20 protein-coding genes are annotated in these 19,058 nt (G+C 63.2%); 3 read left to right on the forward strand and 17 right to left on the reverse strand.

What is annotated here, in order from left to right:
* The 3 genes from VN047_RS08995 to VN047_RS09005 all read right to left on the reverse strand — a co-directional run.
* On the reverse strand, window positions 1-470 hold a 470-nt coding region (locus VN047_RS08995; RefSeq protein WP_325541888.1), incomplete at its 3' end, for a response regulator transcription factor.
* A gap of 328 nt (window positions 471-798) precedes the next feature.
* The gene (locus tag VN047_RS09000; RefSeq protein ID WP_325541890.1) at window positions 799-1,443 is read right to left on the reverse strand and encodes a response regulator transcription factor; all 645 of its coding nucleotides are present in this window, start codon (window positions 1,441-1,443) and stop codon (window positions 799-801) included.
* Between the two features lie 8 nt (window positions 1,444-1,451).
* Window positions 1,452-2,828, reverse strand: a complete 1,377-nt coding sequence (locus VN047_RS09005; protein ID WP_325541995.1) for a HAMP domain-containing sensor histidine kinase — start codon at window positions 2,826-2,828, stop codon at window positions 1,452-1,454.
* Between the two features lie 169 nt (window positions 2,829-2,997).
* Here VN047_RS09005 and VN047_RS09010 point away from each other — a divergent pair, with 169 nt between their 5' ends.
* Window positions 2,998-4,146 (forward strand): YadA-like family protein, encoded by a 1,149-nt coding sequence (locus VN047_RS09010; protein ID WP_325541892.1) that lies wholly within the window; start codon window positions 2,998-3,000, stop codon window positions 4,144-4,146.
* 7 nt (window positions 4,147-4,153) lie between these two features.
* Here the strand turns inward: VN047_RS09010 and VN047_RS09015 are convergent, their stop codons facing one another.
* Entirely contained in the window at window positions 4,154-4,294 is a 141-nt protein-coding gene (locus VN047_RS09015) for a hypothetical protein (RefSeq protein ID WP_325541894.1), read from the reverse strand.
* Window positions 4,295-4,401: 107 nt separating this feature from the next.
* On the opposite strand from VN047_RS09015, the gene VN047_RS09020 reads away from it, so the two are divergent.
* Window positions 4,402-4,809, forward strand: coding sequence for a hypothetical protein (locus VN047_RS09020; protein ID WP_325541896.1), 408 nt, complete (start codon window positions 4,402-4,404; stop codon window positions 4,807-4,809).
* Between the two features lie 227 nt (window positions 4,810-5,036).
* Here VN047_RS09020 and VN047_RS09025 read toward each other — a convergent pair whose 3' ends face one another.
* Together VN047_RS09025 and VN047_RS09030 are read right to left on the reverse strand one after the other, a co-directional pair.
* Window positions 5,037-6,173, reverse strand: a complete 1,137-nt coding sequence (locus VN047_RS09025; protein WP_325541898.1) for a GGDEF domain-containing protein — start codon at window positions 6,171-6,173, stop codon at window positions 5,037-5,039.
* A 213-nt stretch (window positions 6,174-6,386) separates the two neighbouring features.
* Window positions 6,387-7,883: an MFS transporter gene (locus VN047_RS09030; protein WP_325541900.1), complete on the reverse strand. Its 1,497-nt coding sequence runs from the start codon at window positions 7,881-7,883 to the stop codon at window positions 6,387-6,389.
* Window positions 7,884-8,008: 125 nt separating this feature from the next.
* On the opposite strand from VN047_RS09030, the gene VN047_RS09035 reads away from it, so the two are divergent.
* On the forward strand, window positions 8,009-8,878 hold the full coding sequence (locus tag VN047_RS09035; protein WP_325541902.1) for a LysR family transcriptional regulator: 870 nt from the start codon (window positions 8,009-8,011) through the stop codon (window positions 8,876-8,878).
* A gap of 72 nt (window positions 8,879-8,950) precedes the next feature.
* On the opposite strand, the gene VN047_RS09040 is transcribed toward VN047_RS09035, so the two are convergent.
* The 11 genes from VN047_RS09040 to VN047_RS09090 all read right to left on the reverse strand — a co-directional run bounded on the left by VN047_RS09040 (window position 8,951) and on the right by VN047_RS09090 (window position 19,005).
* Window positions 8,951-11,428, reverse strand: a complete 2,478-nt coding sequence (locus VN047_RS09040) for a fimbrial biogenesis outer membrane usher protein (RefSeq protein ID WP_325541904.1) — start codon at window positions 11,426-11,428, stop codon at window positions 8,951-8,953.
* Window positions 11,429-11,445: 17 nt separating this feature from the next.
* On the reverse strand, window positions 11,446-12,201 hold the full coding sequence (locus tag VN047_RS09045; RefSeq protein ID WP_325541906.1) for a fimbria/pilus periplasmic chaperone: 756 nt from the start codon (window positions 12,199-12,201) through the stop codon (window positions 11,446-11,448).
* Window positions 12,202-12,330: 129 nt separating this feature from the next.
* Window positions 12,331-12,498: a hypothetical protein gene (locus VN047_RS09050; RefSeq protein ID WP_156377318.1), complete on the reverse strand. Its 168-nt coding sequence runs from the start codon at window positions 12,496-12,498 to the stop codon at window positions 12,331-12,333.
* 71 nt (window positions 12,499-12,569) lie between these two features.
* A complete protein-coding gene (locus tag VN047_RS09055; protein ID WP_325541909.1) occupies window positions 12,570-13,130 on the reverse strand; it encodes a hypothetical protein in 561 nt (186 codons plus the stop codon).
* Window positions 13,131-13,276: 146 nt separating this feature from the next.
* Window positions 13,277-14,212 carry a hypothetical protein gene (locus VN047_RS09060; protein WP_325541911.1) on the reverse strand — a complete coding sequence of 312 codons (936 nt, stop codon included), beginning with the start codon at window positions 14,210-14,212 and terminating at the stop codon, window positions 13,277-13,279.
* Between the two features lie 98 nt (window positions 14,213-14,310).
* Window positions 14,311-14,667: a hypothetical protein gene (locus VN047_RS09065; protein WP_325541913.1), complete on the reverse strand. Its 357-nt coding sequence runs from the start codon at window positions 14,665-14,667 to the stop codon at window positions 14,311-14,313.
* A 62-nt stretch (window positions 14,668-14,729) separates the two neighbouring features.
* Window positions 14,730-15,299: a hypothetical protein gene (locus VN047_RS09070; protein ID WP_325541915.1), complete on the reverse strand. Its 570-nt coding sequence runs from the start codon at window positions 15,297-15,299 to the stop codon at window positions 14,730-14,732.
* A gap of 178 nt (window positions 15,300-15,477) precedes the next feature.
* Window positions 15,478-16,104 carry a response regulator transcription factor gene (locus VN047_RS09075; protein WP_325541917.1) on the reverse strand — a complete coding sequence of 209 codons (627 nt, stop codon included), beginning with the start codon at window positions 16,102-16,104 and terminating at the stop codon, window positions 15,478-15,480.
* 87 nt (window positions 16,105-16,191) lie between these two features.
* Window positions 16,192-16,476 carry an Hpt domain-containing protein gene (locus VN047_RS09080; RefSeq protein ID WP_325541919.1) on the reverse strand — a complete coding sequence of 95 codons (285 nt, stop codon included), beginning with the start codon at window positions 16,474-16,476 and terminating at the stop codon, window positions 16,192-16,194.
* Window positions 16,469-16,840, reverse strand: coding sequence for a response regulator (locus tag VN047_RS09085; RefSeq protein WP_325541920.1), 372 nt, complete (start codon window positions 16,838-16,840; stop codon window positions 16,469-16,471). Before VN047_RS09085 ends, VN047_RS09080 begins: the two co-directional genes overlap by 8 nt.
* A complete protein-coding gene (locus tag VN047_RS09090; protein WP_325541922.1) occupies window positions 16,837-19,005 on the reverse strand; it encodes a CHASE3 domain-containing protein in 2,169 nt (722 codons plus the stop codon). The genes VN047_RS09085 and VN047_RS09090 overlap by 4 nt, the downstream gene beginning before the upstream one ends.
* Window positions 19,006-19,058 lie beyond the last annotated feature (53 nt).

Consider the following 19,058-nt stretch of genomic DNA (forward strand, 5'->3'; position numbering starts at 1 on the left):
GGGGATTGCTGAAACTTGCCGAGCGCTTCTTCGATATGCGGCGAAATATAGACCTCGCCCGCCAGCGCTGCGTCGCAGGCGGCGACAATGTGATCGAGCGGGTCCGATTTGCTCACGACAGCACGCGCGCCCAGTTTGAGCGCCGAGTGAATCTCGGCAAGGTTCGTTTCGCCGGTCAGGATGATAACCGTCATGTCGCGCGATCCGACGATCTCGGCGAGAACATTTATGCCCCGCACGTCGGGCAAGTTGAGATCGAGGATAACGAGGTCGACCGGTTGCGACTGTACAAAAGCATTGACCATCGCGCCGCAATCAAGCGCATTGACTACAACGAAGCGATCGAGCGAACCAAAAAGGAACCGCAGACCGCTTTGGGTGATGCGGTGATCGTCGACGATCAAAACATTGTGTTGCACCGTCATCCCCCCACTCCCTCCTTCCCACAGGCTTCTCCGCAGATTATTCACCTGCCGCAACCCGAAATAATGCGGGGTGGTTGCGGGTCGGACTCCGGGCGCGGAAAAGGGTCGCGCTTCGCATTAAGGCCAAGCGCTATATCGGGGCGATATTGGAATCGGTGCTGATGGCCGCTAGCCGTCAGGCAGCTATCGGGACAAAAATTAAAGAAGCGGGCATTGCCCGCTTCGTGACAGACCAAGGAGCGAACGGATCATCCATTGGGAAGCGGGAGTACCTAGTGTGATAACTCCCGGGACTGTCGTGGCGTTCATCATAGGTGGCTCAGACAACAAGGTTCACACATTGCTCATTCTGCTCGTTCCATGACTCCGGGTCTTAGATAAGACCAAAATTCCGCGCAGCGAATGCGGCTTCGGTGCGGTTGGCGCTGCCCAGTGCGGCGATCACGGCCGCGACATGCGCCTTGACGGTCGCAGGCGAAAGGCACAGCGCCCGGGCGATTTCCTTGTTCGATTTGCCGGTCGCGATCATTTGCAGCACTTCGATCTGGCGCCCGGTCATTTTTGAAAAATGGGCGTTTGCGGCAAAATTCGGTGACGTGCCATTTGCCTGATGGGGCCTGCCGGTCAATTGGATCATCCGCTCGGGCAGGTAATGACCGCCAGCGAGGATCAGGCGCACGGCCAGTTCCAAAATCGCGGGGCTGGACACTTTTGGTATGAAGCCGGCGACACCAAGCGCGAACATGTCGAGCAGCAACTGGTCGTCCTCAACACCCGTGACCACCAATATGGGAGAGTTAGGGGTCGTTTCTCTGAGACGCCGGATTCCGTCGACAGGGGCCGCTCCCGGCATCCCCAGATCGCACAATATCAAGTCGGGATGAGCTTTCGCAGCCGCCCAGGCGGACGGGAAGTCACTGGCAAGAAGAATGTCGGTGTCGGGCCATGATAATTGCACACTGCCTTTCAATGCCTGCAACATCATTTGGTGATCGTCGCAGATCAGGCAATTGTTCATAATGCAAGCTAGGCAGCTGCTCCTTGCAACTCAAGAAAAAAGGCCGCCCCTTGCTTCCAGTTCGGATCAAGCCCGGCTGTGCCGTTCATCAAAGCCATGGTCCGCTGTACCGACGCCAGTCCCAATCCAAACCCGCCGCGCACCTCGTCGCCATGATTGCTGCCTTGGAAATAATCGTCGAACAGCGACGCGATATCCCCGGGCGCAATTCCCACGCCATCGTCGATGACCCAGATGCGAATGGACGAGCCCTGCCGCCGCGCGCCAATCAGTAGTCGCGTCGACTGCGCGTGCCGCAATCCATTGTCGACCAGATTCAGCAGCGCCCGCTCCAGCAATTCAAAGTCGGCGACGGCGCGCAAGCTGCTGGGCAGCGCATGGATGGCAACCTGCTGTTGCGCCGCCATGGCTTCGGCCAGCGCCGCCGTCCGGGCGATCGAATGGCCGACGGTCAGTTCGGCGAGGGTCGCGGTGGTCCCCGCGGATTCAAGCCGCAGATGCTCGATCATTTGATGCAGTCGCCGTTCGATCAGTGAAAAGGCCGCCTCGGTGTGCATGGCCGCCCTCGCTCGCCGTACCGGGTCGGTGCCGCGCACAACCTGATCGAAGAATAGCCGTGCCGATTGCAACGGCTGGCCGAGGTCATGCGACGCCGAGGCCAGAAACCGCCCTTTCGCGTCGCGCTGCATCTCGGCCTCGATGCGCGCCGCTTCGGCAATCGCATGAGCTTGCGCCGTCTGCCTGATGGTCTCGGGAAAGACTTCGCTCAGGAAAAACATGATGGCCGCAAACAGCAGGACGAACACCATGATGACACCATTGAACAACGGCGTCTGATAGTCGTAGACGATCAGGATCGAGCCCAGCATCGCGATGATCGCGAACCTGTTGACCGCGCTATGTTGCGGCGCCGAGATGATCGTGATGGACAGATAGGCCATGACGAAGATGGTCATCAGCAGATGCAGCGGTTCCGGCGCATGCGGCATAAAGATCCAGATCATCGCCATGATGATCAAAACCGCGCCGGCCAGCAGGGTTTTGCCGATCAGATTCCAGCGCCGGATCTCCTCCGCCCGCTCGGGCCTGACCCGGTAATGGACATAAATGGAGATCAGCCAAATGCTCATGAAAATGATCGTGACGACGCGCCATGACCGCATCGTGATCGGCGCCACATAGGGCGCGAAAAGCACCGACATCGAATAAAATGCCGCGGCAAGCCCCGTATAGCGCAGCAAGCTGGCCAGCAGCCCGATAGGATAATGCTCCGCCGCCGCCTCGATCTGACCATCGCGTTGCGGCGCGTTGTCACGATCGGCGCCATCCGTCCGCATGGCCGCACCGGGCTTGAAAAGGGGCTGTCTGTCGTCGGCCATGACCATCAATCTCGCCGCGATCCTGCGCCGGCGCAAGGGTTGTAGGCCATCTGGCTATCGCATCGGCCATGTGGACAGGCCATTTGGCCGATGCGCCGCACGGCGGCGGTTTTTATCACCTCAGAGGGAAAAATTGCAGGGCGGCATTCCGCCTTCGACCTTTGAGGAGTGCATCATGATCAGGGTTCCAAAGCTATTTCTGGGCAGCAGCGCGGCGGCGATCATCTTCGCAATGGCGTTGCTACCGGTCCCGGCGTGGGCCGACTCAACACCCGAGTGCAACACCAACGACAATCCCGGCCCCGATGGTGTCGCAGGCACCCCCGACGATATCGAAGGCTCGACCGAATGCGGTGCCTTCAGCTTCGCCAATGGGAGCAACAGTACGGCAGTCGGCGCCAGCGCCGTCATTTTCGGGAACGACAGCACGGCCATTGGAGAAAGCGCATCGGTGAGTGCCGAAAACAGCGTCGCCCTGGGACGAAAATCCGAGGCCGATGAAGACAATGTTGTTTCGGTCGGTTCCGTCACCATGAGGCGGCGGATCACAAATGTCGCCGACGGCACCAATTTCTCCGATGCGGTCAACGTGGCCCAGATGAACGAGGGCGATTTCATCGCGCAACGCGATGCCCAAGCGTATACCGATACACGCGAAACGCTGATCCGGACCGACATGGCCGCCGGCGATGCCGCGACGCTGGATGCGGCGAACGGCTATACCGACACACGCGAAGCCGCGATCCGCGCCGATGTCGCGTCAGCCGGTGCCGCCATGCTGGCTGATGCCAACGCCTATACCGACACACGCGAAGCCGTGATCCGGACCGACATGGCAACCGCGGACGATCGGATCGAAGGGCTGGCAAATGGCGCGCAGCAGACCGCCGATACGGCGATCGTGCGCGTGGATGCGCTCGGTGCGAGCGCCGCGAACGCGCTCGGTGGCGGATCGGCATATAATGCGGCGACCGGCGCCGTCTCCGCCCCCAGCTATATGATCGGCGGGCAGAGCTTCAGCAATGTCGGATCGGCGTTTGATGCTGTTGATGCCCGGCTTTCTGGCCTTGATTTCGATATCCGGCGGCTCGATCGCCTAGTCGGGCGCGGGGTGGCAATTGCCACCGCAATAGCCTCGATCCCCCCGCTCGACGGCGACAACAAGATCGGCATCGGCGTTGGCACCGGCACTTATGATGGTCGCTTTGCCTTTTCCGCTGCGATCATCGGGCGGGTGAGCGACAATGTCCAGTTCCGGTTGAATGCCGGGACCACCGGCAATGGCAAGGTTGCCGCCGGCGGGGGCATGACCCTCGGCTTCTGAAGCTGGTTCAGCCGGTTTTTACAACATCAGAGAATGAATTTTGGGGACGGCATTCGGCCGCCAACCATGTAGGAATGCTGATGACCAGAGCATCGAAACTTCTTACCGCTGCCGCGCCGCTAGCCCTTGCCATGGTTGCGATCTGCATGCTGCCGACTCCCGCGCTGGCCGACCTCTCGCCTGAGCGGCTGCGGCAAGAGCAACGATACGGCGGCTGCGCCGGCCGGGACGGTGAAGCGCGAAGCCGGCAACTGGATGACCGACGTCAAGCTGGTCAGGTTCGAGATACCGGGCGTTCCCGATAATGTGAAGGACCAGATGTCGAAGCAGTTCGCGGCCGCCAGCGGCGCCGAACAATGCCTGACGCAGGAACAGGCAGACAAGGAGGATGTCGCCGGTGCGCTGTCGAAAGGCTATGGCGAGGCCTGCACCTGGCGCAAGAACCGGATCGGCGATGGCAAGATCGATGTCGCCGGGCACCTGCACACAGGGCACGCAAAAGGTCGAACTCGCCCTCGCAGGAACCCTCGGTGCCAAGAAGACCGACGTTCTCGTCACCTCGAAGGGCAAATCGCCGATGGGCGGCGGCGATATGGAAATGCAGATGCAGGTCACCAGCACCAACATCGGCCCCTGCAAGGGCTGACCTTCTCCGAAACATGAAACAAGGAAGGGGGCGTGGCGAAATCCGCGCCCCTTTTCAAAAGGCCGACGGGAGCCCATATCCGCTGCCTAACGGCTCCGAAGTAATCTCCAAAAGTGGGCGGGACCGAGAGTCTATCACCGCCCACACTGGTCGACTACAGCCGATCCGCTTTTGAGAAATCTACGTGAGGAAGCGGACATTCTTCTCGCGCGTTCGCACTCTCTCGGAACCGCGTGGGCTTGGTCTACTCTGACAGATGCACGCGGTCGCGGCCGTCGCCTTTGGCTCGGTAAAGTGCACGGTCGGCGCGATCCATCAGAGCCTGCAGGTTTTCATCTTCCCTCGCAATCGCGACCCCGAAGCTTGCCGTCGGGCTTGCCTCGCCGGACATAATGTCCGGGGCGGTTTGCTTGAACGCCGTCCTGATCTCTTCGGCTAGTTGGTGCGCGGCGACGGGCGCGCCTGAGGGTAGCATGATCGCGAATTCTTCGCCGCCCAGACGCGCCATAATTGCACCTCCGGGCGCTTCTTCCTTCAGGACGTCCGCGAAGTGCCGGATGATCAAATCGCCGCTGCTGTGACCGAACAAATCGTTGATCGATTTAAAATGGTCGAGATCGCTGAGGATGATCGCCACCGGCTTTCCCGCTGCCTGTCTCGCCATTGCTCTGAGCGCACGAGGTTCAAAACCGCGGCGATTGAACAATCCCGACAGAGTGTCGATCAGCGCATCGGACTTGATGCCGTCCATCACGTCGCTCGCGATAACCGCAAGGACCCCGACCGCCGTCATCGCGCAGATGAGCGCGTCGGAAATCGAAACCACAAGCCAGTACGAGCTTTCAAACCGCTGGCCAGAGGCGTCTGACGCAATCAGGAACAGCGGCCGAAGAAGATAGCCGGCGAAGGAGACGAGCAGTAAACCGAGAAGCACCTGCTCCACCGGCGTACGGCGCGGCGCCCTTGCAACATCCAGCAGCATCAGGAGACTGAGCATAGCCAGCCCGGAATTGAGGATGATGACCCGGGCCAGCAGGTTCGGATCCATGAATTGATAATAGTGGAGCGGCCCCAGCGTGAGCGCCCCGATAGCAAGGAGAGCACCGTAGCGAGGCCGTTGCCCGCGCCGATTGGACAAACCGATGGACAGCAGCATGATCGCGAACAGCAGGAAGATGTTCGCCGAATAGCGCAAAACCGGATTTTCCAAAGAGAAGGCGAAGTAAAATATGCCGAAACACAGCGACCTGATCGCATACGACAGCCCGAATACCCGAATATAATGCAGAGACCGGTTGTTTCGCCAGATCGCCAGCAGCGCGATGCAGAATATCGCCGCCATGCTCGTGTTCAAAATCCCTATGATGTTATAATAATTCATACACCCGACCAATGGCGAAATTCGGATCCCCGATCCGGTTGATCGGAGGGGATGCGATAATCCGGGTAAAGGTCAGGTGAATACCGGAACGACGGAGCAGCAACTCGCTCAACATCCTGTGAGATGTTTCCGCGGACCCAAGCTCATTGGCACAACTGACCGGTGGCGGACGAGCCGCTTTGGGGTATCGGAATGGAGAAGCAGACGTAGACCTCAAGTCTTTGTCATGTCTTGGCCCAGCCGAAACAGGGCGCGGCTCGCCGCCGCCAAGACTAGCGCCCCTAACCCACCATAGATCATGACAAATCCGAAGCCGGAGACGAGCCCGTGCTGCACGGCTCCCTCCTGCAGGTTGTCGATCGCCACATGCCCGGCGGCGACCGCTTCGGCTGCGGCACGCAACTCCGCGAGCCCGACGACCGCAGGGGCGACGCCTCGCAGCGCGGCGACCGTTCCCTCGACCAGCAATATGCCCATAAGCGCAATATTCACCGCCAGCGTGATCAGCCGCGCGCTCATGTCGATGCCCGACGCCATTCCCGCCCGGCTCGGCGGGACCGACGCCGTCGTGGTGTTGGTCACCGGCGTATTGGTGATACCGATCCCGATGCCGGCAAGCAGCAGGCCGGGCAACATCGTCAGCCAGCCCGGCTGTGCCGCGACGCTACCGACCTTCATTGCGATAAAACCGAGGCCGATCGTGGCAAGGCCGGACGGGATGACGAGGCCCGGCCCGTATCGGAGCGACAAACGCTCGCCGACGGGAGGAAAGACGAGAGCCGGCAATGTGTAGGCGAGCAGGCACAGGCCGGTGGTGAGGGTGTCGTAACCGATGCCGACCTGAAGGTAGATCGGCAAATAGATCATGAAGGGCCAATAGCTGATGTTCATGGCCATGCAGCCAAGGATGGCGGCAAAAAAGCTGCGGTTCCGAAAGACGGAAAAATCGAACATCGGATGCGCCTGTCGCCGTTCGACAAACAGGAAGGCCGCAAAACAGGCGACAGTGGCGATAGCGATCGCGATCGCGGCGGAAAGGCCCAGCGCGGCGCCCTGCGTGATGACATAGACCAGACCGAATACCGCCAGCGAAAGGGTCACTATTCCCGCCAGATCGAGACGACTGGCGTCGGGGTCGCGCGATTCGGCGATCGTGCCGACGGCAAGCGCCAGGGTCAGGAGCGAGAGAGGAAGATGGACGAGAAATATCCATTTCCAGCCCGCCAGCGCGATGATCGCACTTCCGACGATCGGGCCGAACCCGAGCCCGATTCCCGAAACGACGCCCCAGGTCGCGAAAGCGCGGCCGCGATCGCGGGCATCCTGAAACTGGTGTGAGAGAATTGCGATCGAGCAGATCAGCATCGCCCCGCCGGCAAGCCCCTGAAGCATCCGGGCTGCGATCAGCAGCGTCATGCTGTCGGCAAGACCGCAAAGCGCCGACGTGGCGCCAAAGGCGGTGACGCTGATCAGGAAGATGCGCTTGCGGCCGAAGCGGTCCGCTAGCGTCCCGGTTGCCATCAGTACGGTCGTGCAGGCAAGCGTATAGGCGTTCATGACCCACTGCAGTTCGCGGAAGTCGCCATGCAGCACGTTTTCCAGGCTCGGCAGGATCACTGGCACGCTTGTGATTTCGAGACCGAACATCAGCGCGCCGAGGCACACCGCGAAGAGAGCCAGCGCGTTTTTGCCGGCGGGGTTGGGATACATGGGTGCGCCTTTCGATCGCCCGGGTCCAATTTCCCCGGCTGATGCGCAATCTGGGGGGTGGTATGTGATGATGGAAATGATTTTATTTTCTGGAATTCATGATCAACTCTAATTAATCTTTGAAGATGGATATCGATCCGGTCCTATTGCGCGCGTTCGTGGCGGTCAGCGAGACAGGCGGCTTCACGCGGGCCGCCCGTCGGCTGAATCTCACCCAACCGGCGGTGAGCCACCAGATACGGCGCCTTGAGGAACAAGTCGGCCGGACACTGATGCGTCGAACGACGCGTCGGTTGACCCTGACCGATGACGGCGAAGAGCTGCTGCGGCACGCCCGGGACATTCTCGCTGGCCTCGATGCCCTGGCGCAACGCTTCCGCGCTTCCCCGGTAACGGGGATCGTGCGTTTTGGCGCTCCCGAAGCCTTCATGGGGGAACGATTGCCGGCGCTGCTCTGTCAATTCTCGCGCGCCTTTCCTTCGGTGCGGCTCGATGTGCATGTGAGCACCTATCTGGACCTCAGCACGATGATTGCCGCCGAGGAACTGGACCTTGCCGTCGTGCTGTCGACCGCCGGGGGCGAGAATGGCGGAACACCGCTCCGGCGTGCGGATTTCGCATGGGTCGCGGCCGACAACTTCCTGCTATCCGAGGGCGCGTCGCTGCCGCTCGCCTTTCATCCCCCGAATTGCATCAACCGGCTGGTCGGGGTTGCCGCGCTCGATGCGACATCGATCGACTGGCACATCGCTTTCACCTCACCGAGCGAGCAGGGCCTTCGCGCGGCGGTCCGCTCGGGGCTGGCCGTGGCGGTACTCATGCGCAGCGACCTCGAGCCAGGCCTGCGCCTGCTGGACGGCGACTATGGCCTCCCCTCGTTGCCCAGTGCCGAATTCATGTTGATTCACAGCGGCGGCGCGGCATCCCCGGCGGCGCGCGCCTTTGGCCAGATGCTTGTCGCTGCGGAAGCGCCGGCAGGGGTCGGAAGCGAGTGATCTTTGAGCGGACGCGAATGGCCGTTTGCGGTCAGGCCGCTTTCAGGAGCGGCCTCAAGAAAGCAGACACCGTTACGGCATAGTGGGAACAAGATCGCCCGCCGCTATCGTGCGATTGACACTGCCGGGGATGACGAGATCGAACCGTGTCCGATCGGCATCGTTCAAAGTGATACGCCAGCGGCCAGGCGCCAACCCGGTCGCGCCGAACCGGCCCGCCACATTGGTGAACAACGGCACCGGCTCGCGCTCGGGATGCGCTTCCTCCACAGCGGTTCCCGCGACCAAGGTGATCGGCTCACCATTGGTGCCGAGCAGGCGTCCCACGACACTCACCATATAATCCGATCCCACCGTTAGCTTATATCCGCTGCGATAGGCGGGGAGCAGCCGGAACGACCCTTCTCCAAGATCGGTGCCGATCGGCGCGTCGGGGGCGGTAACGAGCAGATTGCGCTCGCTGTAGCTGCTGAGGCTCGGTTGCAGCGCGGTCCCCATCGCCCCGCTGTTCGCGGTCGAAAAGCGGCCATTGGCGTCAACGAAGAGGTTGGTCCCCTTCAGCGAGGGGTGCGCGCGGACGATCGCGAAACTGTCCTGAATCGGCCGTCCGATCGTGAAACTGCCATCGGCGACCGCGAGCGAAGTGCCGAAGCGCAAAGAACTCCGCTGCCCCGTCGATCCGCCGAGATCGCGGTCGAAGGTGCCGAAATGGCTGAAACCGAGTTCGGCGCGGTTGCTGTAATAAATGCCGTTCGCGGTCGTCGCGACGCCGAGGTCGCTATGCTCGACATCGGCGCTGAAATTATACGCTCCCGTGCCCGAGCCACGATAGGTCTGATAGGTCAGGCGCTTGCGGTCGTTGCGGCTGTCATAGTCCGACCGCAGGCTCGACGCCCGATCGAGGCGGAAGACGAGCGAGAGGAAGACGCCGACGCGGTCCCGCCGGCCGGCGCGTTCGTAACTGACGTCGCCGGTCAGGTTCAGCCGCGGCGAGATGCGCCAGCCGCCCGTCGCGCGCAGGCTCGCGACATTGGGCTCGTCGGCGCGCCCGCGCGAATAGCGCGCGTCGAGCCCGGCATAGAGCGCATCGTTGATCGCGCCGTTATAGCTCGCGCCCGCGACATAGCGGTACGGGTTCGACGGCAGGCCAACGCCGATGGGCGCGAAGTTGCGGCTGCGCGTCTCGAACGACAGCGACAGCGCATCGGCGCCGCCGCTGCGCCGCGTAATTGTGCGCTGAAAGGTCAGGATCGACGCCCAGCCCGAGCCGACATCCTTGACATGCGAGGCTGAAGCGAAGCCGCCGAATGAGCCGATCGGCGTCGCGATCACCGTCTCGACCCCGCCCATCCAGCCATTGGGGTCGGCCTGCGCGTTGGCGCCGATGGTCAGCTGGTCGCTGATCCCGCGGCGATAGAAACCGCTGAACGCCATATCATTGCTATAAACCGGACCGCGCCGGCCGAGCGGCGCGAGCACACCGGCGTAAAGGCCGAACTCGCTGAGCCCCTCGGCGAGTTGCGCCTGATCGAGGAAGATATCGAAGTTGAACGATTCGGTGCGCCCGGCGTCGTCGGTGATCGTCAACCGGACGTCGTTCGAGCCCTGCGTGAACGGAAAATCCTTGAGGTCGAAAGTGCCGGGATCGAGCTCCAGCCGCCGCACCAGCTGGCCGTTGACGCGTACCTCGACGACCGAGCGCCGCTCGATGCGGAAGCTGCGGTTGCCGCGCGGGCGGATGATCCGCTGTGGGTCGAGCAAGGAATAGAAGCGCGAGATCGAGAGGCCGCTGATTTCGGGCGCCGCCTGAAACCCGCGCGCCAGCGTCTGCAGATCGCCACCCGCCCAGCGGACGAGATTGTTCCGGTCGTCGTAAATGAAGCGCGTGCCGCGGCGCTGGAAATCGGCGCCGCGCGCGCCCGCCTGCCAGTTCGCTTCGCTTTCGAGCACCACCCCGCCCGCGCGCACCGCACCGTCGAGGAAGGTGATCGGCGCCGCGAGGCCCTCGTCGGTGCCCTGCTGTACCCAGTCCATCGATCCGCGGATGTTGAGATAGGCGCTGAAATCGGCGGGCGCGATGTAGGTTACCACCGTGCGCGCCGCATCGTCGCCGAGCGTGACCGATCGGGTGGCGCGACTCGCGGGTGCGATCTCCATGACCAGTTGCAACGTCAGCGGATCGTAGCGGATGCCGACGCCGACGCCCTCAAGGTCGGCGCGCCCGATCGTACCACGCTCGGCAAGGCGCGCGCGCAAGCGGTCGATCAGCGATGGCGCCAGCCGCGGCGCGAGCAGCGCGAGCAGGCGCTCGGCCGAAAAGCTCGCCTGCCCGCCGGGTTCGAGCGTCAGCGTCGTATCGCCAAGGTAAGCCTGCCCGTCGAGCAGCGGCGCGGTCAGCACCACCGCACGCCCGGTCGGGTTGATAGCCGCGCCGTCGGCACCCGGATCGATCACGACGCGCGTGCCAGCATCCGCCGGCGCCTGCGCATGGCCTGCGACCGGGATCGCCGACGCGGCGAGCAAAAATCCTGCGATAAAAAGAGGGTTCATGCGAACCGCCAAAGCCTTCAACTGTCGGGCGTGAACTGCGCCTCGATCCGCCCGCCGGGCTGCGGAAGGCGCATGGGCAGGGTCATCCGGCGCGTCTGGCCACCTCCGATCAGGCCATAGCCGAGCGTCTGCTGCAGCTCGGGACCCGAAATTTCCTTGCGGAAGACTTCCTTGCCGTCGGGGGCGAACTGGACGATGCGGACGCGGCCGCGCGACAGATAGCCGTGTGCCGCCGAAGCGTTGGCGACCGAGATCACCGGCGCCGGATTGCCCTCGGCATCCTTGCCGATTTCAGCAGACGCGATCGACAGCGCCGGTTTCGCCCCGTCGGGCGACACGCTGACGAGAACCTGGAAATTATAGAGCAGCTGGACATTCGATTGCGTGTCGTTCGTCTGCACCGGCAGCTGCGCCGCAGTGACGAAATAATGCTTGCTGCGCGCGAGCGCGGGATCGCCGACATATTGCACGCGAAAGCTCTGGCGCTGCCCGGGCTGGATCAGCGTCTGCGGCGGAAAGACCGACAGCTCGCCGGGATCCTTGCCGGTCGCATTGACGCCGTCGGGGGTCAGCTCGAGCCCCTCGATGCGCATTTCCACCGGCAGCGGCTTGTCGAAAGTGTTCTCGACCGTGATCACCTGGCTCATCGTGCGGCCCGAGGTCGTGAGGTCGATGACCACCGGCTGGACGACCATCGCATAGGCGGCCACCGACACGGCGGCCGCGATCGCCACGGCGACGACTGGGCCGCCAAAACTCCTGAGCAACTGCAATGATCTACTCCTCGCCCGTTGCCCCACCCGCGGACGCGACGATGGACCGAAGGCAGTGATCCGCCAAGAAAGAAATCCGGTAATCATGATGTTATCCATAAAGGCGACCGGCAATTTCGCCGGCCGCCTTCATTTGGGGAGAGGGACCCCCAACCAGTCCGGCCGACCACCGAATGCGGGCATGTCGGCCATTCGTTCATATTCCGCCGCGAGAAACAGCAGGTCGGCCCGTTCCTGCGGCTCGGCGTCGAGCGCGCGAAGGCGAAGTTCGGCCGCGAGAGCTTTGGGATTGCACATGACCATATCCTTCAAAGGCTAACCCCGGCAGGCCTGTGGACGTCGGCCTGCCGGGGACACCCCCCCAGGTGTCAGGCGGTCGGTGCGATCGTGATTTCGACCTTGCCGGCATAGGTGCCGGCGTCGAGGATCGCCGTCGAATCAGAGGTCAGGCCGCTGCCCACGGTCAGCGTGATGTTGTTCGCGGTCGCGGCGAGGCGGTCGCCGACCTGCGCCGAGGTCGCACCGGTGCTCAGCGACTGGTCGGCAACCGGCGTGGTGCCACCCTTCGCACCCGTCGCGATCAGCGTCGCGGTGTAGTGGACGGTGTTGGTGTAGCCGTTCGGCGAGTTGGTCGCGGCGGCGTTCACCAGCGGCTTGGCTTCGACCGAAATCTTGGGGTTCGAACCGTTGCACTTCACGGTGAAGTTGCGGCTGAGGCCACCGGTGTTGCCGGCAAAGCTGGCGTCGACGGTGCCGTCGCTCTTTGCAAGTTCGCCGAGCGTGATGCTGCCGGTGATCGCGGTGACGGCCGAGCAGCGCGCTGCAACGGTGCCGGTCACGTCGACCGAACCGGCGGCCGACTGGGCGAAAGCGGGAGCAGCGGCGAAGGTCGAACCGATGATCAGGGCCGAGAGAACAAGCTTTTTCATTTCATATCTCCAATCGAAAATCCGGGAGGGCTCATCGCCCTGACGAGTTGGAGATAGGCCGGATCGACTGCCGGCAATATTTAGCGTCCGGCAAAAACGAAGCTAACTTCGGGCATCATTTCCTATACCTGACGATATAGCGGCGGTCAGAGGCCTGCGCAGCTGGTCGCCGAGCTCGCGGTAACGATCGGCGTGAAGGTGATGCTGATGATGTCGCTATAGTTGGTCGCCGGGATCTTCGCCGAGCCGCCTTCCTTCAGCGTCGTGCGCAGCGGCAGCACCCCGGCGCTGCCGTCCATGCCGGCGCGCGCGCAGGTCCGCGTACCGAAGCCGCTGTTCGACGTGATCTCCTGTCCCAGGAAGCGCGCGCTGTACCGGATCGTCTGCGCCGCGTTCGACAGGCTGCCGCCCGGATAGGTCAGCTTGAAGTCGTTCTGCGATCGCATCCTGACCTCGAACGGTCCCGAACTGCGCACGCGAAGAGAGTTCGATGCCGGGGTCGTGTAGCGATCGGGCGCCGCGAGCACCGCCGCGGTGGTGGCGTCGCCGATCTCGCCGAAATCGAGCGGCGATCCGGCATAATAAGCCTGGAGCGCGCTCACCGTGTTGACGTTGATGCGGATCGAGCCGGTATCGCGCGTCGGCACCGACACGCTCGCCATGCCATTCTCGCCCGAGCAGATATAGAGAAGGTCGAGGATGATCGGCTCGCCCGCCGACAGGTCGGTCCCCGGCGGCACGGTGACGCGCAGGTTGAGTGGGGCCGATGTGTCCGCGGCGAGCAGACTGCCGAAATCATAACGAATCTCGCCCGCCGCGCCGGCGCCATTGTCCTTCGAGTTCAGCGAACGCGGGCGGCCCGCGGTCGAACCCTCGGGATAGATGACGCGATAGCCGTTATAGGTGACGTCGAGCGCGGGCGATCCCGACGGTGAGACGATCACCAGGCTGACCTCGCGCGTGCGGCCGAGAATCAGGCCGCGGTTGCGCCGCAGGATCAGCGGCACCGTCGCCTCGGACAGGCCGCCGGGCGAAAAGGGATCATAGGTGATGCTGGCAGGCGCGGTCGCGGCGCCGGTCACCCCGCAAACCGAGGATATCTGCGATTGAGCGACGGCGGGCTGCGCGACCCCGAGTCCGCACGCCAATCCCAGCGTTGATAAACCGGCCGTCCAAACCCTCATAGCTGAGGGGTTACGACGATCTCTAGCGCAGTGCGGGTGGAGAGTGGCGTTGCGCGATCGGCGGCGGCGGGTACGAGCTTCATCAATAGGCCCTCCGAATCGATCATCCGCACTTCGGCCAGCATAACCGGACGCGCCTGATTGCAGATCGCGCGTGCGGGTGTGACCTGCACCGCCGCATTCGTCGCAGCGATCTTCATCGGATGGGCAACCCAGCAGCGCGGCGCCACTTCGCCATAAATGGCGATCTGGTTCACCTCGTCCGCCATCGCCGGCGCCGCGCATCCCATGCCGGCCAGAACGAGCGCCGCTCGGGCGATCCGGTTCGAAATCAATGTCGTAGGTGCCATCATATCGGACCCCGAAATAGGAGCCGATAGTTAATAGGCGCGGATTCGAATTGTTCAACATGGCGTTAAGGACTGACACTGACGGTGATCGAGAGGGTATCGGTATAGCGACCCGCGGCAAGCGTATCGGTTCCGGCGTATGCGGGGGCGCTGACGCGCAAATACGACCCGTTCGCCTTGGTCGAGGCGCCCGAGAGGCGAAGCCCGCTGGCCGTGCCCGCCGTACCGGCGAAGGTACAGCTACCGCCCGCGGCGAGCGTCGCGGCGGCGCAGCTGGCCGACGCATTGGTCCCATTGTCGGCGGCAACATAGAGCGCGACATTATACGGCGCCTTGGTCTGATATCCGGTGCCGCTCGCCACCGCGTTGGCCATCCCGCCGTTCGCCGACGAAACCGCAATCCGCGATGCGCCGGTGCAATTGAGCTGAATCGCGAAATCCCTGGTAAAGCCGCTCTGGTCGAAATCGGCCTGGTCGATGGTGCCGGTGGGCGCGCCGCCGGTTGCAAAGCCGCAGCGGCCGAGCACCGACGCGCGCACTTCGACGCCGACCTCGACGCTGTTCACCGCGCCCTGCCCGACCGCATAGGCGGTGACCTGCGCGTGCGCATGCTGGCTGGCGATCACACTGATCACCGCCAAGGCCAGCAAGATAAGGGTGCGCAAAAAGCCCATGAATCGCCTGTCGTCGGTGACGGCCCGATGCCGCCAACTTGATCGACAGATGCGCTAACCCTCGCGCGTGCGTTATTCACCGGGAGGCGACAAAGGCGCTCTCTAACGGCGAAAAATCTCTATAACTTTCGGTATAAATTCACAGTCCGCGGTCTTGCGCGAGCAGGATCAATTCGGTGCGGCCACGGATGTTAAGCTTATCAAAAACCTTGTGAAGATGGACCTTTACGGTTCCTTCGGTCAGCCCCAGCTCGTTGGCGATTTCCTTGTTGCGCAGTCCGCGCTTCGCAAGCGAGGCGACCGCGCGCTCGCGCCCGCTCAGCACCTCGAACGGATCGCGCGGCGCATCGGGCGACATCGCCTGTTCCATCACGCGCTGCATCACATCCTGATCGAGCCAGCGCCGTCCCTGCACGACGCTTTCGAGGCAGGTGAGCAGGTCGCGCGGCGCGGTCGCCTTGATCACGATGCCGTTGACCGACAACTGGATCGCTTCGCGCGCAAGTTCGTCGTTGAGGCCGCCGGTGAGCAGGACGACCGGGCGGTTGTCGCCGCGGCTGCGCAGCGTGCGCAGCACGTCGAGCCCGCTCCGTTCGGGCATGCCATTGTCGAGAATCAGAAGGTCGGGCCGCGCGCCGGGCAGCGTGTCGAGCACCGCCGCGCCGGTATCCACCGTCGCCACCACTTCGAAATTACTCTTGTCGAGAAGCGCCGTAATCCCCGCCATGGTGAGCGGATCATCGTCCGCCACGAGCACTTTCGTCATTTCGATCCACCACGATATTGTTGAACTTATATAATATCACCGGCGGCGGGCCATGGTCCACCCTCCGCCGTTAATCATAACCACCCCTCAGGCGCGATTTAGCGCGGCCATTTGGTTGAGTAAATCCTGCGTCAAGCGAACCGTCACATCGTCCGCCAGGTCGGCATCGACCGCTTCCTCGATCGACCGCGCCGCATCGCCGATCGCGCCATAGCCGAACATCCCCGCACGCCCCGCCAGACTGTGGCTCAGCCGCGCCAGTTCGGACCAATCTTCGCGACCGAGCGCGGCCGCAATCTCCGCTGCGGTCTCAGCCGCCTGCGCGGCGAAGCGTTCGGCAATCGCGGCCAGGCGCGCGTCGATCTCAGCCATCGAGCAAGGCCCGCACCTGCCCCGCCAACGCCATCGCGTCGAAGGGTTTGGCGAGCACGCCGCGCGCGCCGAGTTCGCGTAGCCGCGCAACCTCATGCGCCTGCGTCCGCGCGGTAATGAACACGACCGGGATCGCCGCCGTCGCGGGATCTTGCCGGAGCAATTCGAGCACACCCGGCCCATCGAGTTCGGGCATCATCACGTCGAGCAGGATCAGATCGGGTTGCCATTCGCGCGCCGCCGCCAGCCCTTCGCGACCCGACCCGCAGGTGCGAACGGCGAAGGACGAATCGAGTTCGAGCGCCATTTCGGCGACTTCGCGAATATCGCCCTCATCATCGATGTAGAGAATCCGGTTGCTCATTTGCCGCCTCCGCCATTCGCCCGCTTCGAGCCGATCCGATCGGTCACTTCGCGCACCAGCGTGTCGAGACTGGCGCGCGATTTGACGAGGATAAGGTCGATACCCTCTTTCGGTGCGCCGTCGACCTCCTGCGCGGTGAACAGGACGACAGGCAAGCTCGGCGCGCGTTTGCGCAGCGGGGCGACAAGGTCGGTTCCGCATCCGTCGAGCATCCCGACATCGAGGATCGCGGCGTCATAGCGCGTCCGCCGGATCGCTGCGCGTGCCTCCGCCACGCTCGGCGTCGAATGGATTGCCGCCCTGCCGTCGAAGGCGCTGGCGACGACCGCGAGCATGTCGGGATCGTCATCGACATGGAGCACGACTGGCAAGGTGGGGTCGCCAAGCGGTGGTGTCTCGATCTCGCCCGACGCCGGAACCGCCGCCGGTAATTCGGCCGCCGGCAAATCGACGTGAAAGATGCTGCCCGCGCCTTCGACGCTTTCGAAATCGACCGAACCGCCAAGCCTCACGACGATTTCGCGCACGATGCTGAGCCCCAGACCGGTGCCGCCCTTTTGCCGCGAATCCGATGCGTCGGCCTGCGCGAATTTGCCGAAGATGCGGCTGCGGAACGATTCGGGGATGCCCTCGCCCCGGTCTATGACGCTGATCCGGTATCGCCGGTCGAGCGGCGTAACCCGGACCGTCACCGCCTCACCGCGCCGTGAAAATTTGATCGCGTTAGACAGAAGGTTCGTAACGACCTGCATCAAGCGGTCCTCATCGGCAAGGACCGCTGCCCCGGCTGCAACCGGCTCGATATGGACCGGCACGCCATATTCGCCGGCGAAGCCCGAGGTCTGATGCTCAGCCGCTTCGAGCAGCGGCCCCAGCGCGAGCGGGCGGAGATCAAATTGCATCCGCCCCGCCTCGATCTTCTCGATATCGAGGATATCGTTGATTAGCCGCACGAGGCGCGCCGCATTGCTGTGCGCAATCTCGACTAGCCGTGCGGCCTTGGGCGGGACTTCGCCCGCCGCGCCACCGCTGATCAGCCCGAGCGAGCCCGCGATCGAGGTCAAAGGCGTGCGCAGTTCGTGGCTGACCGTCGCGACAAACTCCCCCTTCATCTGCTCAACCTCGCGCCGGTCGCTGATATCGCGGATCACCGCGACGAACAGCGTGCCGTCGGCGAGGTGCACCGGACTGACCGACACCTCGAGCGGAAAGGTCGCGCCATTCTGGCGGCGGCCGACGAACTCCTGGATCTGCCCGTAATTCTCCTTCCGGTTCGCCTTCAACCGGCGCAGGAAGGTTTCGATCTGCCCCCGGTCGGGCGCGATTTCAAACAGCGACCCGATGTCGCGCCGCAGCAGCGATTCGGACGGCACGCCGAACATCTTGGCAGCCGATGGATTGAGGCTCTCAATGCTGCCGCTCGGGTTCAGGACGATCATCCCGTCCTTGGCGCTGTCGAATATAGCCTCCTGCCGCACCGCGAGATCGCGCGCGCGGCGATGCGCCTTCTTACGTGCCCCTTGGCTGCGCCCGATCAGGATCGCCGAAAGCGCAAGCAGCAGGATCAATCCGATCTGCAGCGTGAAGGTGCGGTCGCGCAATCGCTCTCGCGCGGCATTCACGGCGATGGTGCGCTCTTCCAACTTTTGCCGTTCGGCCTCCGATATCTCGCTGATCAGCACGCGGATACGGTCCATCGACCGTTTCCCCTCGCCGTTCGCGATCAGACGCACCGCCTCGTCTCGCCGCCCGCTTTCAACAAGGTCGATCGTCCGCGCGACGAACCGGCGTTTCTGCAACGACGTCCGGCGAAGCTCGTCGATCAGCCGTCCCTGCCCGTCATTCCCCGCCAGTTTTTCAAACAGGTCGAAATTGGCGTCGATGCGCGCCTCGGCCGCGCGATAGGGAGTAAGAAATTCCGGATCGCCGGTGATGACATAACCTCGCTGGCCGAGTTCGATGTCCTGATGCCGCGTCAACACACCCTGCAAGGCCGCCCTAGCATCATAGGAATTGGAGACTTGCTGGCGCAGGCGCGTATTCTGTTCGAACCCCCGGTCGGTCGCGAGCGACAGAAAGATTAATATCAGAAGGGCGCCAGCGCCGGTGACGATGAGCACCCAATTGGCCGCCATCGCTCGTTGCCAGCTTGCCGCCTTGCGCATGCCTGATCATCCTTCCTGACGCACCGACACGCCGCATTGAATGCGTCGGTAGC

Origin of the sequence: Sphingopyxis sp. (assembly GCF_035565275.1) — a bacterium.
GTDB lineage: Bacteria > Pseudomonadota > Alphaproteobacteria > Sphingomonadales > Sphingomonadaceae > Sphingopyxis.

Excerpts from the sequence above, each read along its gene's own strand:
- VN047_RS09065 (WP_325541913.1), bottom strand. The coding sequence starts at position 14,667 with ATGATGGCACCTACGACATTGATTTCGAACCGGATCGCCCGAGCGGCG.
- VN047_RS09000 (WP_325541890.1), bottom strand. The coding sequence starts at position 1,443 with ATGAACAATTGCCTGATCTGCGACGATCACCAAATGATGTTGCAGGCA.
- VN047_RS09005 (WP_325541995.1), bottom strand. The coding sequence starts at position 2,828 with ATGGTCATGGCCGACGACAGACAGCCCCTTTTCAAGCCCGGTGCGGCC.
- VN047_RS09055 (WP_325541909.1), bottom strand. The coding sequence starts at position 13,130 with ATGAAAAAGCTTGTTCTCTCGGCCCTGATCATCGGTTCGACCTTCGCC.
- VN047_RS09075 (WP_325541917.1), bottom strand. The coding sequence starts at position 16,104 with ATGACGAAAGTGCTCGTGGCGGACGATGATCCGCTCACCATGGCGGGG.
- VN047_RS09085 (WP_325541920.1), bottom strand. The coding sequence starts at position 16,840 with ATGAGCAACCGGATTCTCTACATCGATGATGAGGGCGATATTCGCGAA.
- VN047_RS09025 (WP_325541898.1), bottom strand. The coding sequence starts at position 6,173 with ATGAATTATTATAACATCATAGGGATTTTGAACACGAGCATGGCGGCG.
- VN047_RS09010 (WP_325541892.1), top strand. The coding sequence starts at position 2,998 with ATGATCAGGGTTCCAAAGCTATTTCTGGGCAGCAGCGCGGCGGCGATC.
- VN047_RS09090 (WP_325541922.1), bottom strand. The coding sequence starts at position 19,005 with ATGCGCAAGGCGGCAAGCTGGCAACGAGCGATGGCGGCCAATTGGGTG.
- VN047_RS09030 (WP_325541900.1), bottom strand. The coding sequence starts at position 7,883 with ATGTATCCCAACCCCGCCGGCAAAAACGCGCTGGCTCTCTTCGCGGTG.
- VN047_RS09020 (WP_325541896.1), top strand. The coding sequence starts at position 4,402 with ATGACCGACGTCAAGCTGGTCAGGTTCGAGATACCGGGCGTTCCCGAT.
- VN047_RS09080 (WP_325541919.1), bottom strand. The coding sequence starts at position 16,476 with ATGGCTGAGATCGACGCGCGCCTGGCCGCGATTGCCGAACGCTTCGCC.
- VN047_RS09035 (WP_325541902.1), top strand. The coding sequence starts at position 8,009 with ATGGATATCGATCCGGTCCTATTGCGCGCGTTCGTGGCGGTCAGCGAG.
- VN047_RS09040 (WP_325541904.1), bottom strand. The coding sequence starts at position 11,428 with ATGAACCCTCTTTTTATCGCAGGATTTTTGCTCGCCGCGTCGGCGATC.
- VN047_RS09015 (WP_325541894.1), bottom strand. The coding sequence starts at position 4,294 with ATGCAGATCGCAACCATGGCAAGGGCTAGCGGCGCGGCAGCGGTAAGA.
- VN047_RS09050 (WP_156377318.1), bottom strand. The coding sequence starts at position 12,498 with ATGTGCAATCCCAAAGCTCTCGCGGCCGAACTTCGCCTTCGCGCGCTC.